This window comes from candidate division KSB1 bacterium, from assembly GCA_034506255.1.
Classification (GTDB): domain Bacteria; phylum Zhuqueibacterota; class Zhuqueibacteria; order Zhuqueibacterales; family Zhuqueibacteraceae; genus Coneutiohabitans; species Coneutiohabitans thermophilus.
In genome coordinates this window covers 776,930-793,843 of record JAPDPX010000001.1, presented here as the reverse complement: position 1 = coordinate 793,843, position 16,914 = coordinate 776,930, and the positions used below count along the sequence as shown (strand labels likewise).

At 59.9% G+C, this 16,914-nt stretch carries 14 protein-coding genes; all 14 read left to right on the top strand.

Annotated features, from left to right (window positions below; translation table 11 throughout):
* The first annotated feature begins 35 nt into the window (after positions 1-35).
* The 14 genes from rbfA (at position 36) to dnaB (ending at position 16,747) form a co-directional block, all read left to right on the top strand.
* Positions 36-398 carry a 30S ribosome-binding factor RbfA gene (gene rbfA, locus ONB52_03195; GenBank protein ID MDZ7415149.1) on the top strand — a complete coding sequence of 121 codons (363 nt, stop codon included), beginning with the start codon at positions 36-38 and terminating at the stop codon, positions 396-398.
* Between the two features lie 192 nt (positions 399-590).
* The gene (gene truB / locus ONB52_03190; GenBank protein MDZ7415148.1) at positions 591-1,292 is read left to right on the top strand and encodes a tRNA pseudouridine(55) synthase TruB; all 702 of its coding nucleotides are present in this window, start codon (positions 591-593) and stop codon (positions 1,290-1,292) included.
* A 2-nt stretch (positions 1,293-1,294) separates the two neighbouring features.
* Entirely contained in the window at positions 1,295-2,269 is a 975-nt protein-coding gene (locus tag ONB52_03185) for a bifunctional riboflavin kinase/FAD synthetase (protein ID MDZ7415147.1), read from the top strand.
* A gap of 135 nt (positions 2,270-2,404) precedes the next feature.
* Complete coding sequence (gene rpsO, locus ONB52_03180) at positions 2,405-2,674, top strand: 30S ribosomal protein S15 (protein MDZ7415146.1); 270 nt, start codon at positions 2,405-2,407, stop codon at positions 2,672-2,674.
* A 520-nt stretch (positions 2,675-3,194) separates the two neighbouring features.
* Complete coding sequence (pnp, locus tag ONB52_03175; GenBank protein MDZ7415145.1) at positions 3,195-5,279, top strand: polyribonucleotide nucleotidyltransferase; 2,085 nt, start codon at positions 3,195-3,197, stop codon at positions 5,277-5,279.
* Positions 5,280-5,371: 92 nt separating this feature from the next.
* Positions 5,372-6,487: an alanine dehydrogenase gene (ald, locus tag ONB52_03170; GenBank protein ID MDZ7415144.1), complete on the top strand. Its 1,116-nt coding sequence runs from the start codon at positions 5,372-5,374 to the stop codon at positions 6,485-6,487.
* Positions 6,488-6,557: 70 nt separating this feature from the next.
* Positions 6,558-7,571 carry an alpha/beta fold hydrolase gene (locus tag ONB52_03165; protein ID MDZ7415143.1) on the top strand — a complete coding sequence of 338 codons (1,014 nt, stop codon included), beginning with the start codon at positions 6,558-6,560 and terminating at the stop codon, positions 7,569-7,571.
* Between the two features lie 151 nt (positions 7,572-7,722).
* Positions 7,723-10,302, top strand: coding sequence for a DNA mismatch repair protein MutS (gene mutS, locus ONB52_03160; protein MDZ7415142.1), 2,580 nt, complete (start codon positions 7,723-7,725; stop codon positions 10,300-10,302).
* Between the two features lie 164 nt (positions 10,303-10,466).
* Positions 10,467-11,501, top strand: a complete 1,035-nt coding sequence (locus ONB52_03155; protein MDZ7415141.1) for a PorV/PorQ family protein — start codon at positions 10,467-10,469, stop codon at positions 11,499-11,501.
* Between the two features lie 609 nt (positions 11,502-12,110).
* Positions 12,111-12,977, top strand: a complete 867-nt coding sequence (locus ONB52_03150) for a YicC family protein (protein ID MDZ7415140.1) — start codon at positions 12,111-12,113, stop codon at positions 12,975-12,977.
* 10 nt (positions 12,978-12,987) lie between these two features.
* Positions 12,988-13,614, top strand: coding sequence for a guanylate kinase (gene gmk / locus ONB52_03145; protein MDZ7415139.1), 627 nt, complete (start codon positions 12,988-12,990; stop codon positions 13,612-13,614).
* Positions 13,615-13,686: 72 nt separating this feature from the next.
* Positions 13,687-14,010, top strand: coding sequence for a DNA-directed RNA polymerase subunit omega (locus ONB52_03140; protein ID MDZ7415138.1), 324 nt, complete (start codon positions 13,687-13,689; stop codon positions 14,008-14,010).
* 23 nt (positions 14,011-14,033) lie between these two features.
* On the top strand, positions 14,034-15,248 hold the full coding sequence (coaBC, locus tag ONB52_03135) for a bifunctional phosphopantothenoylcysteine decarboxylase/phosphopantothenate--cysteine ligase CoaBC (protein MDZ7415137.1): 1,215 nt from the start codon (positions 14,034-14,036) through the stop codon (positions 15,246-15,248).
* A 137-nt stretch (positions 15,249-15,385) separates the two neighbouring features.
* Positions 15,386-16,747, top strand: coding sequence for a replicative DNA helicase (gene dnaB, locus ONB52_03130; protein MDZ7415136.1), 1,362 nt, complete (start codon positions 15,386-15,388; stop codon positions 16,745-16,747).
* Positions 16,748-16,914 lie beyond the last annotated feature (167 nt).

The window sequence follows — 16,914 nt, the reverse complement described above, 5'->3', positions numbered from 1 at the left end:
TGGCCCTGCGCAATGGAAGTTTGGCGGACACACCCATGGCACTGAAACGCGCAACTCGAGTCGCTTCGTTGCTGCGTGAGATTCTGAGCGAGATTCTTGCCACCCAGTTGAAGGACCCGGCCGTGGGGCGGATCACGATCTCCCGGGTCGCCCTTTCCGATGACTTGCACAACGCGCGCGTCTATTTCAACATGCTGGGAACCGCCGACGAGCGCCAAAAGACACTGGCCGGACTGTCACGTGCCGCCGGCTTTCTGCGCACCGAGGTGGGGAAACGCATGGACTTGCGCCGCATTCCGGACCTGCAATTTCTCTATGATGACTCGCTCGACTATGCCGAGCGCATCGACCAGTTGTTGAAGCAGGCTTTTCCGCCCGACAACAAACCACCTGCATGAGCAAGCACGCGCGCTGCCCGCCTGCGGCCCCCAGGGCCACGAAACCGGCGGGCAAGGCTGCCGCAGCAGCGTGCACCAGCCAGCGGAGGCAACGACCTTGCCACGATGCCCTCGTCGGCACAACCCTGGCCCAGCCAGGCATGAGATCTCGCCGGTCAAAGGCCAACACGCGACGACCAGAGACCTTCGGCAATGACAGAACCTGCCAAGCCCTCACGCTTGATTTCCCGGGCGCAGCTCGCCACCGGCGAAGTCTGGAACATTGACAAACCGGCCGGCTGGACCTCCTTCGATGTGGTCAACAAACTGCGCCGTGCCTCGCGCATCGCCAAAGTCGGTCACGCGGGGACACTCGACCCTTTTGCCACCGGCGTGCTGTTGATTTGCTTCGCGAGCGCAACCAGGAAAGTCGAGCAACTGATGGGGTTGGAAAAAGAATACGAGGGCGTCGTTGAGCTCGGGGTCGAAACCGATTCCCATGATGTCACCGGCAAGATTCTGGCCACACGGCCGGTGCCGGCGCTGACCCGGGAGCAAGTGGAGCAGACACTCGCGAAGTACCGCGGCACTTTTATGCAAAGGCCGCCGGTGTTTTCCGCCTTGAAGCGGGGGGGACGGCGACTTTACCAGCTTGCGCGCGCCGGCGAGGCGGTCGAGGCCGATCCGCGTCCAGTGACCATCCATGTGCTCGATCTGCTCGCCTTCGAACCGCCGCTCCTCAGGCTGCGGCTGTTGTGCTCGCGCGGCACCTACGTGCGCAGCCTGGCGCGCGACCTCGGGGAAGACCTGGGGTGCGGCGCTTATTTGAAATCCCTGTGCCGGACACGCGTGGGCCCCTACCGGCTGGTGGATAGTTTGACCGTCACAGCGTTCATCAAAAGCCTGGTTGATTGACGATGGCGGTGAAGACGTTTTACGGTCTCCAACAGGTGGTGAGGGAGGCAGGCAGCGTGGTCACGGTCGGTTCATTTGACGGCTTGCATCGCGGCCACCGCATGATACTGCGGCTGCTGCAGCAGGAGGCAATGGCGCGCGGCAGCAGCACCACAATGGTGACCTTCGAGCCGCATCCGCAATTGGTTCTGCAAAAAACCGGGCAGCCGCCCTTGTACATTCTCACCACCCTCGCGGAAAAAATCGCGCTGCTCGAAACCCTCGGCCTGGACCGGCTGGTGGTGATTCCTTTCACGCCGGCCTTTTCCCAAACGCCCTCCGACGTTTTTGTGCGCGACATTCTTTTTCGCGTCATCGGCATGCAGGCCATCGTCATCGGCCATGATCACGGCTTTGGCAGGAATCGGGAGGGCGACGTGGCCACCCTGCTCCGCCTCGGGCGGGAGTTGGGATTCACCGTGCACGAGTTGCCGCCGTTGCAGCAGGGCGAAAGTGTGATCAGCAGCACGCAAATCCGGCGGGCGCTGCTTGCCGGCGAAATCGAACAGGCCAATGCCTGGCTGGCCGACACCTATCGTCTGAGTGCACGCGTCATTCGCGGCGAGGGACGCGGCCGGACGATCGGTTTTCCCACTGCCAACCTGGAGCCGCTGCATCCGCAAAAATTGATTCCAGCCCATGGGGTCTATGCGGTGCGCGTCAGGCTGGCGGGGCAGGAGTGGGGCGGCATGATGAACATCGGCATGCGGCCGACTTTCGCGGGCAGTGGTCGCACGCTGGAGGTGCATCTCTTCGACTTCACCGGTGATCTTTATGATCAGGAAGTGGAAGTTCACTTTGTGGCGCGCCTGCGGCCGGAAATGAAATTTGCGACGGTCGCCGCCCTGCAAGCGCAGTTGCAGGGGGATCGTGCCGCCAGTCTGCGCGTGCTGAATGCCGCGGCGGCGCCACCGGCGGGGCAGGGTGAAACGGGCTGAACTCTTGCACGCCCACCCGCCGTGCCGGGAAAAGTGGGCGCTTGCAGTTTTTGGAAAAATTTGCCACTTTATTCGCGAATTTAAAACGCATCCATCTTTATCCAAAAAAGCTAACCTCTCGAGGAGAATGCTGCAATGGCTTTAACCAGCTCACAAAAAGCGGAAATCATGCGGAAGTACGGCAGCAACGAAAAAGATTCCGGACGAACGGAGGTGCAAATCGCCCTGCTGACCGCCAACATCAACAGCCTGACCACCCATCTCGCGGCCAACAAGAAAGACCACCATTCCCGCATGGGATTGTTGAAGATGGTCGGCAAGCGCCGCCGGCTGCTAAACTATCTGGCCAACACCGACGTTGAACGCTATCGCAAAATTGTCAACGATCTCGGTTTGCGCCGGTAGTTGACTGTTTCGAGTACCGTCCTTCCGCCCCCTCGTGGGGCTTTGTTACATCTCGGCACACCCGCGTCGTGTCGGCGGGGCGGCAGGGCAGAGGCAAACAAGCAGCGTTTGTCCCAATTTGCGAATTTTTCCAAAAGACGATGCACGGCCGGACCGTTGCCTCACCATTCGCGGAGCCGGGATGACCATGCGAATTTTGCAGCCTGCGGTGCCGGGTTCGGAATATTCCGGGATCGCCCCGAGAATCTGATTTCCCCCGGATGATCCCGGTGATGCCGAATGTCAGGCGGGGAACAGGGCGGGGGGAGGTGGCGCCGGCACAGATTTTCAGAAGATGAGATGACATTTGCCGGAGGATGAAAACAGGCTGTTATTGGCAGGGCTGCAAACCACTTGTTGGAGCTCATTTATTAGATCACAATCTCTCAATCCTGTTATGGCATTTGTACAAAAGACGACGCCTGCCGCCTGATGTACAAGATAGCGAACGGGGTGACATTAACCTTGAGGAGTTTTCTGAATGCTTTGTCGCAAGGAAACTGAATTAAACGGGAAGGTGTTCGCGATTGAAACCGGCCGCGTCGCACGGCAAGCGGACGGCGCTTGCTGGGTGCAATTTGGCGATACCATCGTTCTGGCAACCGTCGTCGGCGATCCGGAAGCCAAACCCGACGTGGATTTCTTCCCGCTCACGGTCGACTATCGTGAGAAGGCTTACGCCGCCGGCAAGATTCCGGGCGGCTTTTTCAAACGTGAGGGCAAGCCGAGCGAAAATGAGATTCTTTCCGCCCGCTTGATTGACCGCGGCATCCGGCCGCTTTTTCCCGAAGATTACAACAACGAAGTGCAGGTGATGGTCTCGGTGCTGTCGGCGGACAAGGAAAATGATCCCGACGTGCTGGGTATCTCCGCCGCTTCGATGGCGATCATGCTCTCCGGCATCCCGTGGCATGGTCCGCTCGCCGGCGTGCGCGTCGGCCGTGTCAACGGCAAGTTCATCGCCAATCCCACCCATGCTGATCTCGAAAGCAGCGATATGGATTTGGTGCTGGCGGCCACCGAGGATTCCATCATCATGGTGGAGGGCGAGGCCCAGGAAATCAGCGAAGCGGACATGGTGGCGGCTCTGACCTTCGGGCATGATGTGGCGCGCCGGCTCATTCAGGTGCAAAAGGCTGTGGCGGCGGAGGCGGCCAAACCGCCGCGGCCGGTGATTCCGGTCGAAATGCCGGCGGGCCTGGAAAACCGCGTCCGCGAAGCTGCCACGGAAACGCTGCGTGGCTTGCTGCGGGAAACCGACAAGCAAAAGCGCCGCGACAGCCTGAAACAGTATGCCAAGACCCTGGTGGAGTCACTGCAGGCGGAATTTCCGGAAAGCGAGGCGCAGATCAACACCATTCTGCACAAAATCGAGAAGGAAATCGTGCGCGCCATGATCGTGCACGAACGCCGCCGCCTCGATGGCCGCGATTGGACCAGCATCCGTGACATCACCTGTGAAGTCGGTGTACTGCCCAGGGTGCACGGCACCTGCATTTTCACCCGCGGTCAGACCCAGGCGCTGGCGGCGGTCACGCTCGGCACCAAGGTCGACGAACAAAAGATGGACGAGCTGGAGGGCGAGTTCTACAAGTCCTACATGCTGCATTACAACTTTCCGCCGTTCAGCGTCGGTGAAATTCGGCGTTTGGGTGGCCCGGGCCGCCGCGAAGTCGGCCACGGCAACCTGGCGGAACGCTCCATCAAGGCCGTGATGCCGAACGAAAAAGTATTCCCCTACACCGTGCGCGTGGTTTCGGACATACTCGAATCCAACGGTTCTTCCTCGATGGCGACCGTGTGCGCCGGCTCGCTGGCGCTGATGGATGCCGGCGTGCCCATCAAAAGCGCGGTGGCGGGCATCGCCATGGGCCTGATCCAGCAGGACGGCCAAACCGTGATTCTCACCGACATTCTGGGAGATGAGGATCATCTCGGGGACATGGACTTCAAAGTCGCGGGCACAGCGGAGGGCATCACCGGCTTTCAGATGGACATCAAGATCAAGGGCCTGTCCTCCCAGATCATGGCGGAAGCGCTGGAGCAGGCGCGCCGTGCGCGCCTGCACATCCTCAATATCATGAATGCCACGCTGAGCAAGCCGCGTCCCGACATTTCACCCTATGCACCGCGCATCCTGACCATCAAAATCCCGACCGACAGCATCGGCATGGTGATCGGGCCGGGTGGCAAGACCATTCGTGACATCACCGAGCGCACCGGCACCACCATCGACATTGATGACTCCGGTGTGGTGACCATTGCCGGCGTCGATCCGCAAGCCTGTCACAAGGCGAAAGCCATCATTCAGGGCATGGTAGCGGAGCCTGAGCTGGGCACCATCTATCAGGGCACGGTCAAGAGCGTGAAGGAATTCGGCGCTTTTGTGGAGATTCTGCCCGGCCGGGAAGGGCTGCTGCACATCTCCCAGATTGACAACCGCCGCATCGCGCGCGTCGAAGATGTGCTCAAGGTCGGCGATGAGGTCACCGTCAAGTTGATCGAAATCGCTCCGGACGGCAAACTTCGGCTCAGCCGCAAGGCGCTGTTGTCGTCGGATTCATGAGGCACCCTGGAGAGTGCCGCCTGTCTGGCGGTGACGACCGGCATTCTCCGGCAAGCGAAAATCACAGGCTCATCTAGTCAGGGAGGATGGAAATGGTAATCGGCGTTCTCAAAGAGATCAAGAAGAATGAAAATCGCGTGGCTCTGATTCCTGTGGGTGTCGAGTTGCTGAAGGCCAACGGGCATGAAATCCTGGTTGAAAAGGACGCCGGCCGGGGAAGTGGATTTCAGGATGACGACTACCGCCGCGCCGGCGCCACCATCATTGCAGAGGCGGCCAAAATCTACCGCGAAGCCGACATGATCATGAAGGTGAAAGAGCCGCTGCCCTCCGAATATCCCCTGTTGCGCCCGGGTCAAATTGTCTTCACCTATTTCCATTTCGCCGCTTCGCGCGAGCTGACCGAGGCCGTGATCCAGTCGAAATGTGTCGCCATCGCCTACGAGACCGTGCAGACGGAAAACAAAGCCCTGCCGCTGTTGATTCCGATGAGTGAGGTGGCAGGACGCCTTTCGATTCAAGAGGGCGCAAAATGTCTGGAGAAACAACAGGGCGGCGTCGGCATTCTGCTGGGCGGCGTGCCGGGTGTGGAGCCGGCCCATGTGGTCATCCTGGGTGGCGGCGTGGTCGGTTCCAATGCGGCCAAAATCGCCGCCGGCTTCGGCGCGCGTGTCACCATTCTCGATTTGAGCCTCGAGCGGTTGCGCTATCTCGATGATGTCATGCCGAAGAACGTGCAAACGGTGATGTCCAATCCTGCCAACATTCGCAAAGCCATCGCGCAGGCGGATTTGGTCATCGGCGGCGTGCTGATTCCGGGCGCCAAGGCGCCCCATCTCATCACCCGGGAAATGCTGGGCCTGATGAAGAAAGGCTCGGTGATCGTCGATGTCGCGGTCGATCAGGGCGGTTGTGTCGAAACCATTCATCCCACGACACACGACAACCCCACGTATGAAGTGGACGGCATTGTGCACTATGGCGTGGCCAACATGCCGGGCGCCGTGCCCATGACGTCGACCTTTGCGCTCACCAATGCCACCCTACCCTACGCGATTCACCTCGCCAATTATGGCTATCCCGACGCCGTGCGCAAATCCCAGGCATTGGCTTATGGTGTGAACATCGCCTACGGCATGGTGACCTACAAGGGCGTGGCCGATGCTTTCGATTTTCCCTACACGCCCCTGGAGAAAGCCCTGGCATAATCCCGGTGTCCAGTTGAATGCTCCCACCGCCAACCCAACTGCAAGCCGCGCATCAGTTGGGTTTTTTCATTTGCCGCCGTTCGCCGCTGCCTGGTGGGCGCCCGGTGGACATGCGCAAACACTCGCCGGCTACCTGCTTCCCAGCCCGCGTTCACTGCCGGAAACCCACTGGCACAGCATTGCGGTTTCTCATGGCGACCGCCTGGTTTTGGGTGAAAACCGCAGCAGCGGAGATCCCGCCGGTATGGTGCTGCTGCTGCATGGCCTGGGCGGGCGGGCTGATTCCCCCTACATGGTGCGGGTTGCACAAAAGTTTTTGCAGCAGGGCTGGACGACTTTCCGGCTGAATCATCGCGGCGCCGGGCAGGGCAGGGGTCTGGCAAAATGGCTCTATCACGCCGGCCGGAGTGAAGACCTGGTGCCTGTCATACAATTTTGCGCGGCCCGAGCCCCGCACCAGCCGTTGCTTGTCATTGGGTTTTCCCTGAGCGGCAACATGCTGTTGAAGTATCTCGCCGAGCAGGGCGGGGCTGTGCCCGCCAATCTGGCAGGCGCCATTGCGGTAAGCGCACCCATTCAACTGGCCTTGAGTGCCGCCGCCATCAGCCGGCACAGCAATGCACTTTACCACGCCCGCTTCCTGCGGCTGCTCAAGCAGGCGCTGGCAGAACGGATGGTGGATTTTCCTGATTTCCCGCGGCTGACCCTGCCCAAAAAACTCACGCTGACGGGTTTTGATCATAGCGTCACGGCGCCACTGGGTGGCTTCACCTCGGCAGAGGACTACTATCAAAAAAGCAGTGCACACCCGCTGCTTGGCGCGATTCGCACGCCGACTATTTTGCTTGCCGCACAGGATGATCCCTGTGTGCCGTTCCAAACCTATGCCGCTTTGCCGCACAATCCGCGGCTGCAACTGCTTTTGCCGCGCCACGGCGGTCACCTGGGTTTCATCGCTGGCAGCCGCACCCCTTTTGGCGATCACCGCTGGCTGGATTACGCCCTGCAGTACCACGCCGGCATCATGTGCCAGGCCGCGGGTTTGGCAAGGCAAATGGCTTGCTTTTGGCCGGGACAGTTGTAAATTGCCCACTCACACGCAAGCGCCGAATTTCAATCGTTGTTCACCAGCCGGTTTTTCAGGAGCATCACGCTTGACTCGTGCGCCGGAAACAACCTCCGCGCTCACCCCGGCAGCGGAGACTGTCAGCAAAGACGAGGTCAGCACTCCGCTGATGCGCCAATATCTTGCCATCAAGGCACAGCATCAGGATGCCATTCTCTTCTTTCGCATGGGCGATTTCTACGAGATGTTCTTCGAGGATGCGAAAATTGCCAGCCAGGTGCTGGGCCTCACGCTCACCTCGCGCGCGCACGGCAAGGCGGCGGAGGTGCCGCTTGCCGGCTTTCCGCATCATGCGCTGGACACCTACCTCAGCAAGATGGTGCGCGCCGGTTATCGCGTTGCAATTTGTGAGCAAGTCGAGAACCCCAAACTCGCCAAAATTGTGGTCAAACGCGAGGTGACGGAGGTTGTCACCCCCGGCACCGCGCTCAGCGACAATCTGCTCACCAGCCGCCGCAACAATTTCCTGCTCGCACTTTACCTGCAGAAAAAGACCGCCGGCCTGGCGCAAATCGATTTTTCCACCGGCGAATTCATGCTGGACGAGTTGCCGCTCGAACGCGTGGGGGAGGTCATCCAGGACATCGAGCCGGCCGAGATTCTGCTGCCCGAGGATCAACAGGACTGGCTGCGCGAGCGCTTGGGCAGGAATGTTCCGGCTGTCATCACGCCGCGGCCGGCCTGGCATTTTGCTTTCGATCATGCTTATGAAAGCCTGACACGCCATTTCAAGACACTTACCCTCAAAGGCTTTGGCTGTGACGATCTCATCTGCGGCATATCGGCTGCCGGCGGCGCGTTGTCCTATCTCCAAGAAACCCAGAAAACCGAACTGACTCATCTCACGCAACTGGCGCGGCGCAGCAACAGCGAGTTTGTGGGCATCGACCCGGCGACCCGACGCAACCTGGAGCTGGTGCGTGCCCTGCGCGGCGACAATCAGCACGCCACCCTGCTGGGTGTGCTCGACCAAACCCGCACCGCCATGGGCGGCCGCAAAATGGTGCAATGGCTACTGCATCCGCTGCGCCAGGAGGCGGCAATCCGCGCCCGCCAGGACGCGGTGGCCGAGCTGCTGGCCGATGGGGCGCGCCGCGACAAACTGGCCGCCCGGCTGCGCGGCATTGGCGACCTCGAGCGTTTGGTGGCCAAAATCAGCCTGGCGCGCGCCAACGCCCGTGAGTTGCTGACCGTGCAGCAGGTGCAGGAGCGCATTCCCGAGCTGAAAAGCCTGTTGCTGCAGTGTGAAAGTGCGCTGCTGCAGCAATGCGGCCAGGCGCTCGATCCGCTGCAGGAGTTGACCGGGGAATTGCGCCGCGCGCTGGTGGAAGACCCACCGCTCTCCGTCACCGAAGGCAATCTCATCCGGCCGGGCTATTCCGCCGAGCTGGATGAATTGCGTCAGCTTGCCCGCCATGGCAAGGACTGGATCGCCAATTTGCAAAAAACCGAGCGCGAACGCACCGGTATCGCCTCTCTGAAAGTCGGTTACACCAAAGTCTTCGGCTATTATCTCGAAGTCACCAACCCCAATCTCGCCAAAGTGCCGGACTCATACATTCGCAAGCAAACCCTGGCGAATGCCGAACGCTTCATCACACCGGAGTTGAAGGAGTATGAAGAGCGCATCCTGCAGGCCGAGGAAAAACTGGTGGCGTTGGAATACGAATTGTTCGACAAGCTGCGCCAAAAAGTCGCGGCGCACGCCGCCGCACTGCAGGAAAACGGCCGCGCTCTCGCCACGGTGGACTGCCTGCTCGCCTTCGCCGAAGTGGCGCAGCAACAAAACTACGTCCGGCCGCTGGTCGATGACAGCAGCGTGCTCGAAATCAAACAGGGCCGCCACCCGGTGGTGGAAAAGCTGCTGCCCTTCGGTGAGAAATTCGTGCCCAACGATACTTATCTCGATGACGAGACGCACCAGATTCTGATCATCACCGGCCCCAACATGGCGGGCAAGTCGACCTACCTGCGGCAAGTGGCGCTGATCGTGCTCATGGCACAAATCGGCTCGTTTGTGCCCGCGGCCCAGGCGCGCATCGGCATGGTCGATAAAATTTTCACGCGCGTCGGCGCCTCGGATAATCTCGCCGGCGGGGAGAGCACTTTTTTGGTGGAGATGAACGAAACCGCGAATATTTTGAACAACGCCACCAACCGCAGTCTGGTGTTGCTCGATGAAATCGGCCGCGGCACCAGCACCTATGACGGCCTGTCCATCGCCTGGGCCGTGGTCGAATATCTCCACGAAAATGCCAAAATCGCGGCGCGCACGCTGTTTGCGACGCATTATCACGAATTGATCGAGTTGGAAAGGCTCTTCCCACGGGTCAAGAACTACAATGTGCTGGTGAAGGAGTGGGGTGAGCAAGTGGTGTTCCTGCGCCGCATCGTCGCCGGCGGCTGCGATCACAGCTATGGCATTCACGTCGCGCAGCTTGCCGGCCTGCCAGCCAAAGTGATCCGCCGTGCCAAACAAGTGCTGGCCACGCTCGAACAGCAAACATTCGAGCGTGCCAGGCTCTCCACCAATGGCGAACCTGCTGCAGCCGGCGAGGTGCAACTGGACATTTTTTCCCAGCAGGATCAGCGTGTGCGTGCAGCCCTGCTGAAACTCGATTTGAACCATCTGACACCTTTGGAGGCTTTGCAGCAGTTGGCGCATCTGCAAAAGCTGGCCACCGAGTGAAACCCTGCTGTCAGGAGGTGAGTTAGCAAGCTGTTTGCAGGGTGAATCTCCGAAAGGATGAACTTGTGGGAGCACGCTGCGGGCGCGTTCGCGCTATGCTGTGATGACAATACCCGGCAGCAAGTCCAACATAAACCACTTCTCAATTTCCGAGAGCAATCCTTATGATTTCCACCCCCAAAATTTTCCCGGTTTTTCTGGGAGTATGCCTTGCCGGCGCCGCCCTTGCTGGTGAAACCCGCACCGCCAAATATGCCAACGAATTCTTCAGCCTCGGTGTCGGGGGGCGGGCATTGGGCATGGGCGGGGCTTATGCCGCGCTCGCCACCGACGTCACCGCAGGTTACTGGAACCCCGCCGGACTCGTGGATCTCGAGTATCCGCAAATCATGCTGATGCACACCGAGCAATTCGACCATACGGTCAAATATGATTACGCCAGTTTTGCCATTCCCTTCGGCGCCAAGCGCAGCCTGGGCTTGAGCCTGATCCGCCTTGGGGTCGACGAGATTCCCGTCACCCGGCTGCAAAATCCCGCGCTGCCGCTGGGCGCGGTTTATGTCGATGCCGACGGCGTCACGCGCATCAACCGGCCTTACATTGGGGGCATGATTTCCGATGCGGAATATGCCCTGTTCCTGAGCTACGGTGTTCAGCGCAGCGCGCGTTTTAGTTTTGGCATGAATGCCAAGGTGCTGCGCAAGAGCGTGGGTGACAATTCCGCCTGGGGACTGGGTTTCGATGTGGCCGCGCTGTTCCGGCCTGCCGGCAATCTGCGGCTCGGCTTGAATTTTCAAGATATCACCACCACTGTGCTGGCGTGGAACCAGGGCACCCGCGAGATCATTGTTCCCACCCTGAAAGCCGGGCTGGCTTATCCCATGGCTGTTCCCATGCTCAACGGTTATATGTCCCCGGCACTTGATTTCGACATTCGCTTTGAAGGCCGTGATTATGCGGCTCAGCTTTCCGCGGGACCGCTGAGCGTTGACACGCATCTGGGCTGGGAATATCAATTCCAGCAAGTATTTTCCCTGCGCCTGGGCTCGGACATCGGTCGCTTCGCCGCCGGCGCCGGCATCAACCTGCCCAGGTTGCAAGTCGATTATGCCTTCATCGGCCATGAAGATTTGGGCGAGACCCACCGCGTATCGGCACGATTTACAATTGAAGCGGCGAAGTATCGCAGGGGGAAATAAGGCCATCTTCATCCGCGTGGACGGCTGAAGAGAGGTGCCGGCGGTACCAGTGCCTGCCAATTTTTGAATAACCCCACGCCATTACGCTGCCATGCGTGGGGTTATTTTTTTGGTGGAAAGGCTTTGCTGATCAGGGTGCGCAAACGAGTCGGCAATCCCCCGGACATGCACCGCAGGCAATGGCGCCCATCTGTCTGGCGCTTTCAACATCACCAACGGCCAACGGGCAAGGGCAAGAGGCGAGATGCGGACAAAAAATGTGCGATGATGACATGCAATGTTTGCAGGGTGGACAACTCTGACAAACTTTGTGTTTTTGATTTAAATGGCTGGCCTGGCCACAGCATAGCGGTGCAGTGATCGAGCGAGAAAAGCTGCAGGATCATATCACTCCATTTCTCGCTGAAAATTGCCAGGCATACTCACGTTCACTTTGGCTTATATCTCGTTGATTTTTATCCCAATCACTCGATAAAAATTTTCGAAAAATTGTGTTGTATCTTAGCAGCGGCTTTCGTAAAATCTAAACCACTTGTAAATTGTAACTTATTGCAAAATCGAATCCGGCGTAACTAGAAACGTGGCTAAAGCGGACTGATGATCATCAGTATGACTGGCTACGGCCAAGGAGAATTCAAGAGCAACGGTTACGAGTCCTTTGTTGAAGTGCGGGCCGTTAACCATCGCTTTCTGGACGTAACCATGCGACTGCCCCGGGCGTTGAGCGCCTACGAGGAAACGGTCAAAGAGATGGTGCGCAAGTACGTCTCGCGCGGCCGCATCAATCTCGTCGTCACGCTCAAAAGCGAGCGTGACACCGGACTGGGGTTGCGGCTGGACCTGGAGGCGGCTGCACACCACAAGCGACTGCTGGAGCAACTGCGGGACGATTTGCATCTCGCCGGCGAGATTACCATCGATCATTTGCTGCACTTTTCCGAAATTCTCACCACCGACACCAATGACCAACTCCCGGAGGAGGTCTGGCACACGGTGGCAAACGCCATCGCGCAGGCGATGCACAACTTGAACGAAATGCGCCAGCGCGAAGGTGTGGAAATCGGCAATGATTTGCGCCGGCGCATCCAGGCGCTGCAGCAACGGCTGGAGGAGATCGAGGCGCGTTCACTTGCGCGGCGCGGCGAGGAGTTCCAGCGGCTCTATCAGCGTGTGAAAGAGATGGTGCAGACGAAGGAGTTGGACCCCAACCGCCTGGAGCTGGAGGTGGCGCTGCTGGCGGACCGCGTCGATGTGACGGAGGAATGCACGCGCTTTCGCAGTCATAACACCCTCTTTCTGGAGGCCCTGGAGGAAGAGGCCCCGGCCGGGCGCAAGCTCAATTTTCTGTTGCAGGAAATGAACCGGGAGGCCAACACCATTGGCGCGAAAGCCAACGACGCGAAAATCGCTCATCTCGTTGTCGAAATCAAAGAGGAAGTCGAGAAGCTCCGCGAGCAAATTCAAAATATCGAGTGACGCGAGGCCGATGGATCACGCACGCGCAACCACGGAGGGGCACGAGACGCCTGCCGGTTACCTGGTCGTGTTGTCCGCGCCTTCCGGCGGTGGCAAAACCACGATTCTGCAGCGACTGCTGCAAAGCAACGACCCCGACTTCCGTTATTCCGTCTCGGCGACCACGCGCAAGCCTCGCGGAACCGAACGCCATGGCCGCGAGTATTTTTTTATCAGCCCGGAAGAATTTCAGGAGGGCATCGCGCGCGGCCGCTTCCTGGAGTATGCCCGGGTGCACGGCAATCTCTACGGCACCCTGCGCGAGAACGTGGAGAAATGGCTGGCGCAGGGCAAATTCGTGCTGATGGACATCGACGTACAGGGCGGCCTCAACATCAAACGCCAGATGGGCGAGCGCGCGATATTGATCTTCATCCGCCCGCCCTCGCTGGAACTGCTGCGGGAGCGCTTGCACGGCCGCAATACCGATTCCGCCGAGGAAATCGCCGCCCGGCTGCGGGCCGCCGAGCAGGAAATGGCGGCCGCCGAACAGTATGATCACGTGGTGACGAATTACGACCTGGACGATACGGTGCGGCAGGTGGCGGAGATCATCGCCCGCTATCGCAGAGCACCGGCCCAACCGGCAGGCCATTGAAACGCCGCCGGTGACACGGCAAGTTGGCAAGCAATCTGATTTCCATAACCCTGATCAACCGGAGACAATTTCATGGTCAGCACCGTACCCTTGGATGAACTGGAACGGCACGCCGAAAATTTATACGAAGCGATCGTGGTGATCGCCAAGCGGGCGCGCCAGATCAACGACGAACAAAAACGCTACATCGAACAGGAACTGGGCTATGACAGCGCGTTGGATAATGTGCATTCCAATGATTCCGATGACGAACTTGAAGAAGTGCGTGACGAGCGCAGCAAGGCGCCGGTGAAACTGATCAAGCTGCCCAAGCCCACCACCATCTCGCTCGAGGAAATGATGAGCGGCAAGCTGCATTACGACTACGCTGAGACACCCGAAGACCGGGAGAACTGATCCTGCGTTTCCACGGCAAAAAAATTCTCCTGGGGGTAAGTGGTGGCATTGCCTGCTACAAGAGCTGCGAGCTGGTGCGGGAGCTCAAGCGGCAGGGAGCCACCGTGCGTGTGATGATGACACCGCACGCGCAGGAATTCGTCACGCCGTTGACTTTTGCCGCACTCAGCGAAAACCCTGTGCTGACCAGTCTGTTCCCGGCGGCTGGTTCCGCCGCAATCGCGCACATCGACTGGTCGCGCTGGGGTGAAGTTATTCTGGTGTGCCCGGCGACCGCCAACAGCCTGGCCCGACTGGCCAATGGTTTTGCCGACGAACCCGTGAGCGCCACCATCCGGGCGGCACGCGTGCCAGTGATCCTCTGTCCCGCGATGAATTCCGCGATGTGGGAGGATGCGCTGGTGCAGCACAACCTGCAGCGCCTGCGGCAGGCGGGCTACCGCTGCGTGGATCCGGAATTTGGCGAGCTGGCGACCTCCAGCGAGGGCGAGGGCTGGGGCCGGCTGGCTCGACTGGAATGGATTCTGGCGGAGACACTGGCGGCGCTGCAACCCAGCCAGCCGCTCAAGGGTGTAAAAGTGCTGGTTACTGCCGGCCGAACGGAGGAATACCTCGATCCGGTGCGCATGCTCACCAATCCCAGCACCGGCCGCATGGGATTTGCCGTCGCCGAGGCCGCATGGGCATTGGGCGCCGAGGTCGTGCTGGTGCATGGCCCGACGGAACTGTCGCCGCCTTACAAAATCACAACCGTGCCGGTGGTGAGCGCCCATGACATGCGTGATGCCGTGCTGGCGCATTATCCCGGCACGCAGGTGGTGGTGATGGCCGCCGCGGTGTCCGACTATCGGCCGCGGCAGCGTGCGGCGGAGAAAATCAAGAAGGGTGCCGCCCTTATTCAGCTCGAGCTCGCCGCGAACGATGATATTCTCCGTCTGCTCAGCCGGCAGAAAACCGCGGCGGTGCACGTGGGCTTCGCGCTGGAGACGGAAAACGCGGTGGCACATGCCCAGCAAAAGCTACGAGACAAGGCACTGGATCTCATCGTGCTGAATGAGGCGGGTGAAGCCGACGCCGGTTTTCAAAGTGAAAACAACCGTGTGACGCTGATCGACGCGGCAGGGCATATCACTCCTCTGCCGCTGCTGTCCAAGCTCGAGGTGGCGTTTGCAATTTGGAAGGCTGTGCTTGCCCTTCCGGCAACGGGGCTGGCACGCCCAGACCGTTCCATCCGTTGAAAAACCGCGCCGCGAGCCGGCCGCCGGAACATCCGGTGGTCCGCACACCAGGCGCCAAACCTGACAGAGGGATGTTGGAAAATCCGGCGACCCAGCGCAAACTGCAGCCGCGCGAGGAGACCGGCCGGCGGCCGGCGATGGATCAAATCATCGACCGGTTGCCGCCGCAGGATTTGAATGCGGAGAAGGCCGTGCTCGGCGCCATGCTGCAAGAGAGCAATGCCGTCAGCAAGGCGATCGAACTGCTGGAGGACTGGTGCTTTTACACCAGCAGTCATCAATACATTTTTCAGGCCATGCAGGCCTTGTTCGATCGCAACCACCCGATCGACACGCTGACAGTGGCGGCGGAATTGCAGCGCCAGCAGCACCTCGATGCCGCCGGCGGCAATTACTATCTCGCCGAGTTGGTGGCCAGCGTGCCTTCCGCTGCCAACGTCGAGTATCATGCCCGCCTGGTGCTGGAGAAGGCGATTTTGCGCCGGCTGATCGCCGTGGCCACTGAGATTTCCAGCGAGGCGTTCGAGGGCAAGGAGCCGGTCGATGATTTGCTGGACAAGGCGGAGCAGCGCATCTTCGCGCTGTCGGAGCGCCGTTTGCGCCGGGGCTTCGAGTCGATCAATCCCGTGCTGCACCGGACTTTCGAGACCATCGAAACCTATCATCAGCGCAAAGGCAGCGTGACCGGAGTCGCCACCGGCTTCAAAGAGCTCGATGAGATGACCTCCGGCTTCCAGAAGTCCGACTTGATCATCATTGCCGGCCGGCCGTCGATGGGTAAAACCGCCTTTTGTTTGAACATTGCGCGCAATGCCGCCATTGATCACAAGGTTGGGGTCGGTATTTTCTCGCTGGAAATGGCGAGCTATCAGCTTGCGCTGCGGTTGCTGTGCAGCGAGGCGAGGGTCAACTCGCACCAGGTGCGCACCGGCAAGCTGCCGCGCGAGCATTTTGCGCGTCTGGCGCACGCCGTCGGCCGGCTGGCGGAGGCGCCGATTTACATCGATGACACGCCGGCGCTGACGGTGATGGAAATCCGTGCGAAGGCGCGGCGGCTGGCCGCGGAAAAGCAGGTCGGCCTGTTCATTGTCGATTATCTGCAGCTCGTGCGCGGCCCGCGCAGCGCCGAAAGCCGGCAAATCGAGATTTCTTTGATTTCGCAATCACTCAAGGCGCTGGCCAAGGAGCTGGATGTGCCGGTGATCGCGCTTTCGCAGCTTTCCCGTGCGGTGGAGCAGCGCGGCGGCGACAAGCGGCCCCAGCTTTCCGACCTGCGCGAATCAGGCGCCATCGAACAGGACGCCGACATCGTCATGTTCATCTACCGCCCGGGGCAATACACGCGGGAATTGAACGACAACACTGCAGAAATCATCATCGGCAAACAACGCAACGGCCCCACCGGCACGGTGGAGCTGTTGTTTCACAAAGATCATGTGCGCTTCAGCGACATTGACCGCTTTCATACGGAGAACAGTTTCAGTGGCGCGCCGTTTTGAACGTCCGCGCATCCGTGCCAACCGCCGGGCGCGACCGGCAGCACGCGGCGCGGCCGCAGCGGGTGGCAGAACCGATGAGGTGGCAAAGTGAACAGGTTTTAAACCGGAAAAGTCAACGGTGCACCAACAGAAACGCCGGGGTGGGTGGAGAGCGCATGGCATGGCGA

What these genes read in the sequence shown, in the direction of transcription:
- rbfA (MDZ7415149.1), top strand. Translation starts at nt 36, where the DNA reads ATGGCACTGAAACGCGCAACTCGAGTCGCTTCGTTGCTGCGTGAGATT.
- truB (MDZ7415148.1), top strand. Translation starts at nt 591, where the DNA reads ATGACAGAACCTGCCAAGCCCTCACGCTTGATTTCCCGGGCGCAGCTC.
- ONB52_03185 (MDZ7415147.1), top strand. Translation starts at nt 1,295, where the DNA reads ATGGCGGTGAAGACGTTTTACGGTCTCCAACAGGTGGTGAGGGAGGCA.
- rpsO (MDZ7415146.1), top strand. Translation starts at nt 2,405, where the DNA reads ATGGCTTTAACCAGCTCACAAAAAGCGGAAATCATGCGGAAGTACGGC.
- pnp (MDZ7415145.1), top strand. Translation starts at nt 3,195, where the DNA reads ATGCTTTGTCGCAAGGAAACTGAATTAAACGGGAAGGTGTTCGCGATT.
- ald (MDZ7415144.1), top strand. Translation starts at nt 5,372, where the DNA reads ATGGTAATCGGCGTTCTCAAAGAGATCAAGAAGAATGAAAATCGCGTG.
- mutS (MDZ7415142.1), top strand. Translation starts at nt 7,723, where the DNA reads ATGCGCCAATATCTTGCCATCAAGGCACAGCATCAGGATGCCATTCTC.
- ONB52_03155 (MDZ7415141.1), top strand. Translation starts at nt 10,467, where the DNA reads ATGATTTCCACCCCCAAAATTTTCCCGGTTTTTCTGGGAGTATGCCTT.
- ONB52_03150 (MDZ7415140.1), top strand. Translation starts at nt 12,111, where the DNA reads ATGACTGGCTACGGCCAAGGAGAATTCAAGAGCAACGGTTACGAGTCC.
- gmk (MDZ7415139.1), top strand. Translation starts at nt 12,988, where the DNA reads ATGGATCACGCACGCGCAACCACGGAGGGGCACGAGACGCCTGCCGGT.
- ONB52_03140 (MDZ7415138.1), top strand. Translation starts at nt 13,687, where the DNA reads ATGGTCAGCACCGTACCCTTGGATGAACTGGAACGGCACGCCGAAAAT.
- dnaB (MDZ7415136.1), top strand. Translation starts at nt 15,386, where the DNA reads ATGGATCAAATCATCGACCGGTTGCCGCCGCAGGATTTGAATGCGGAG.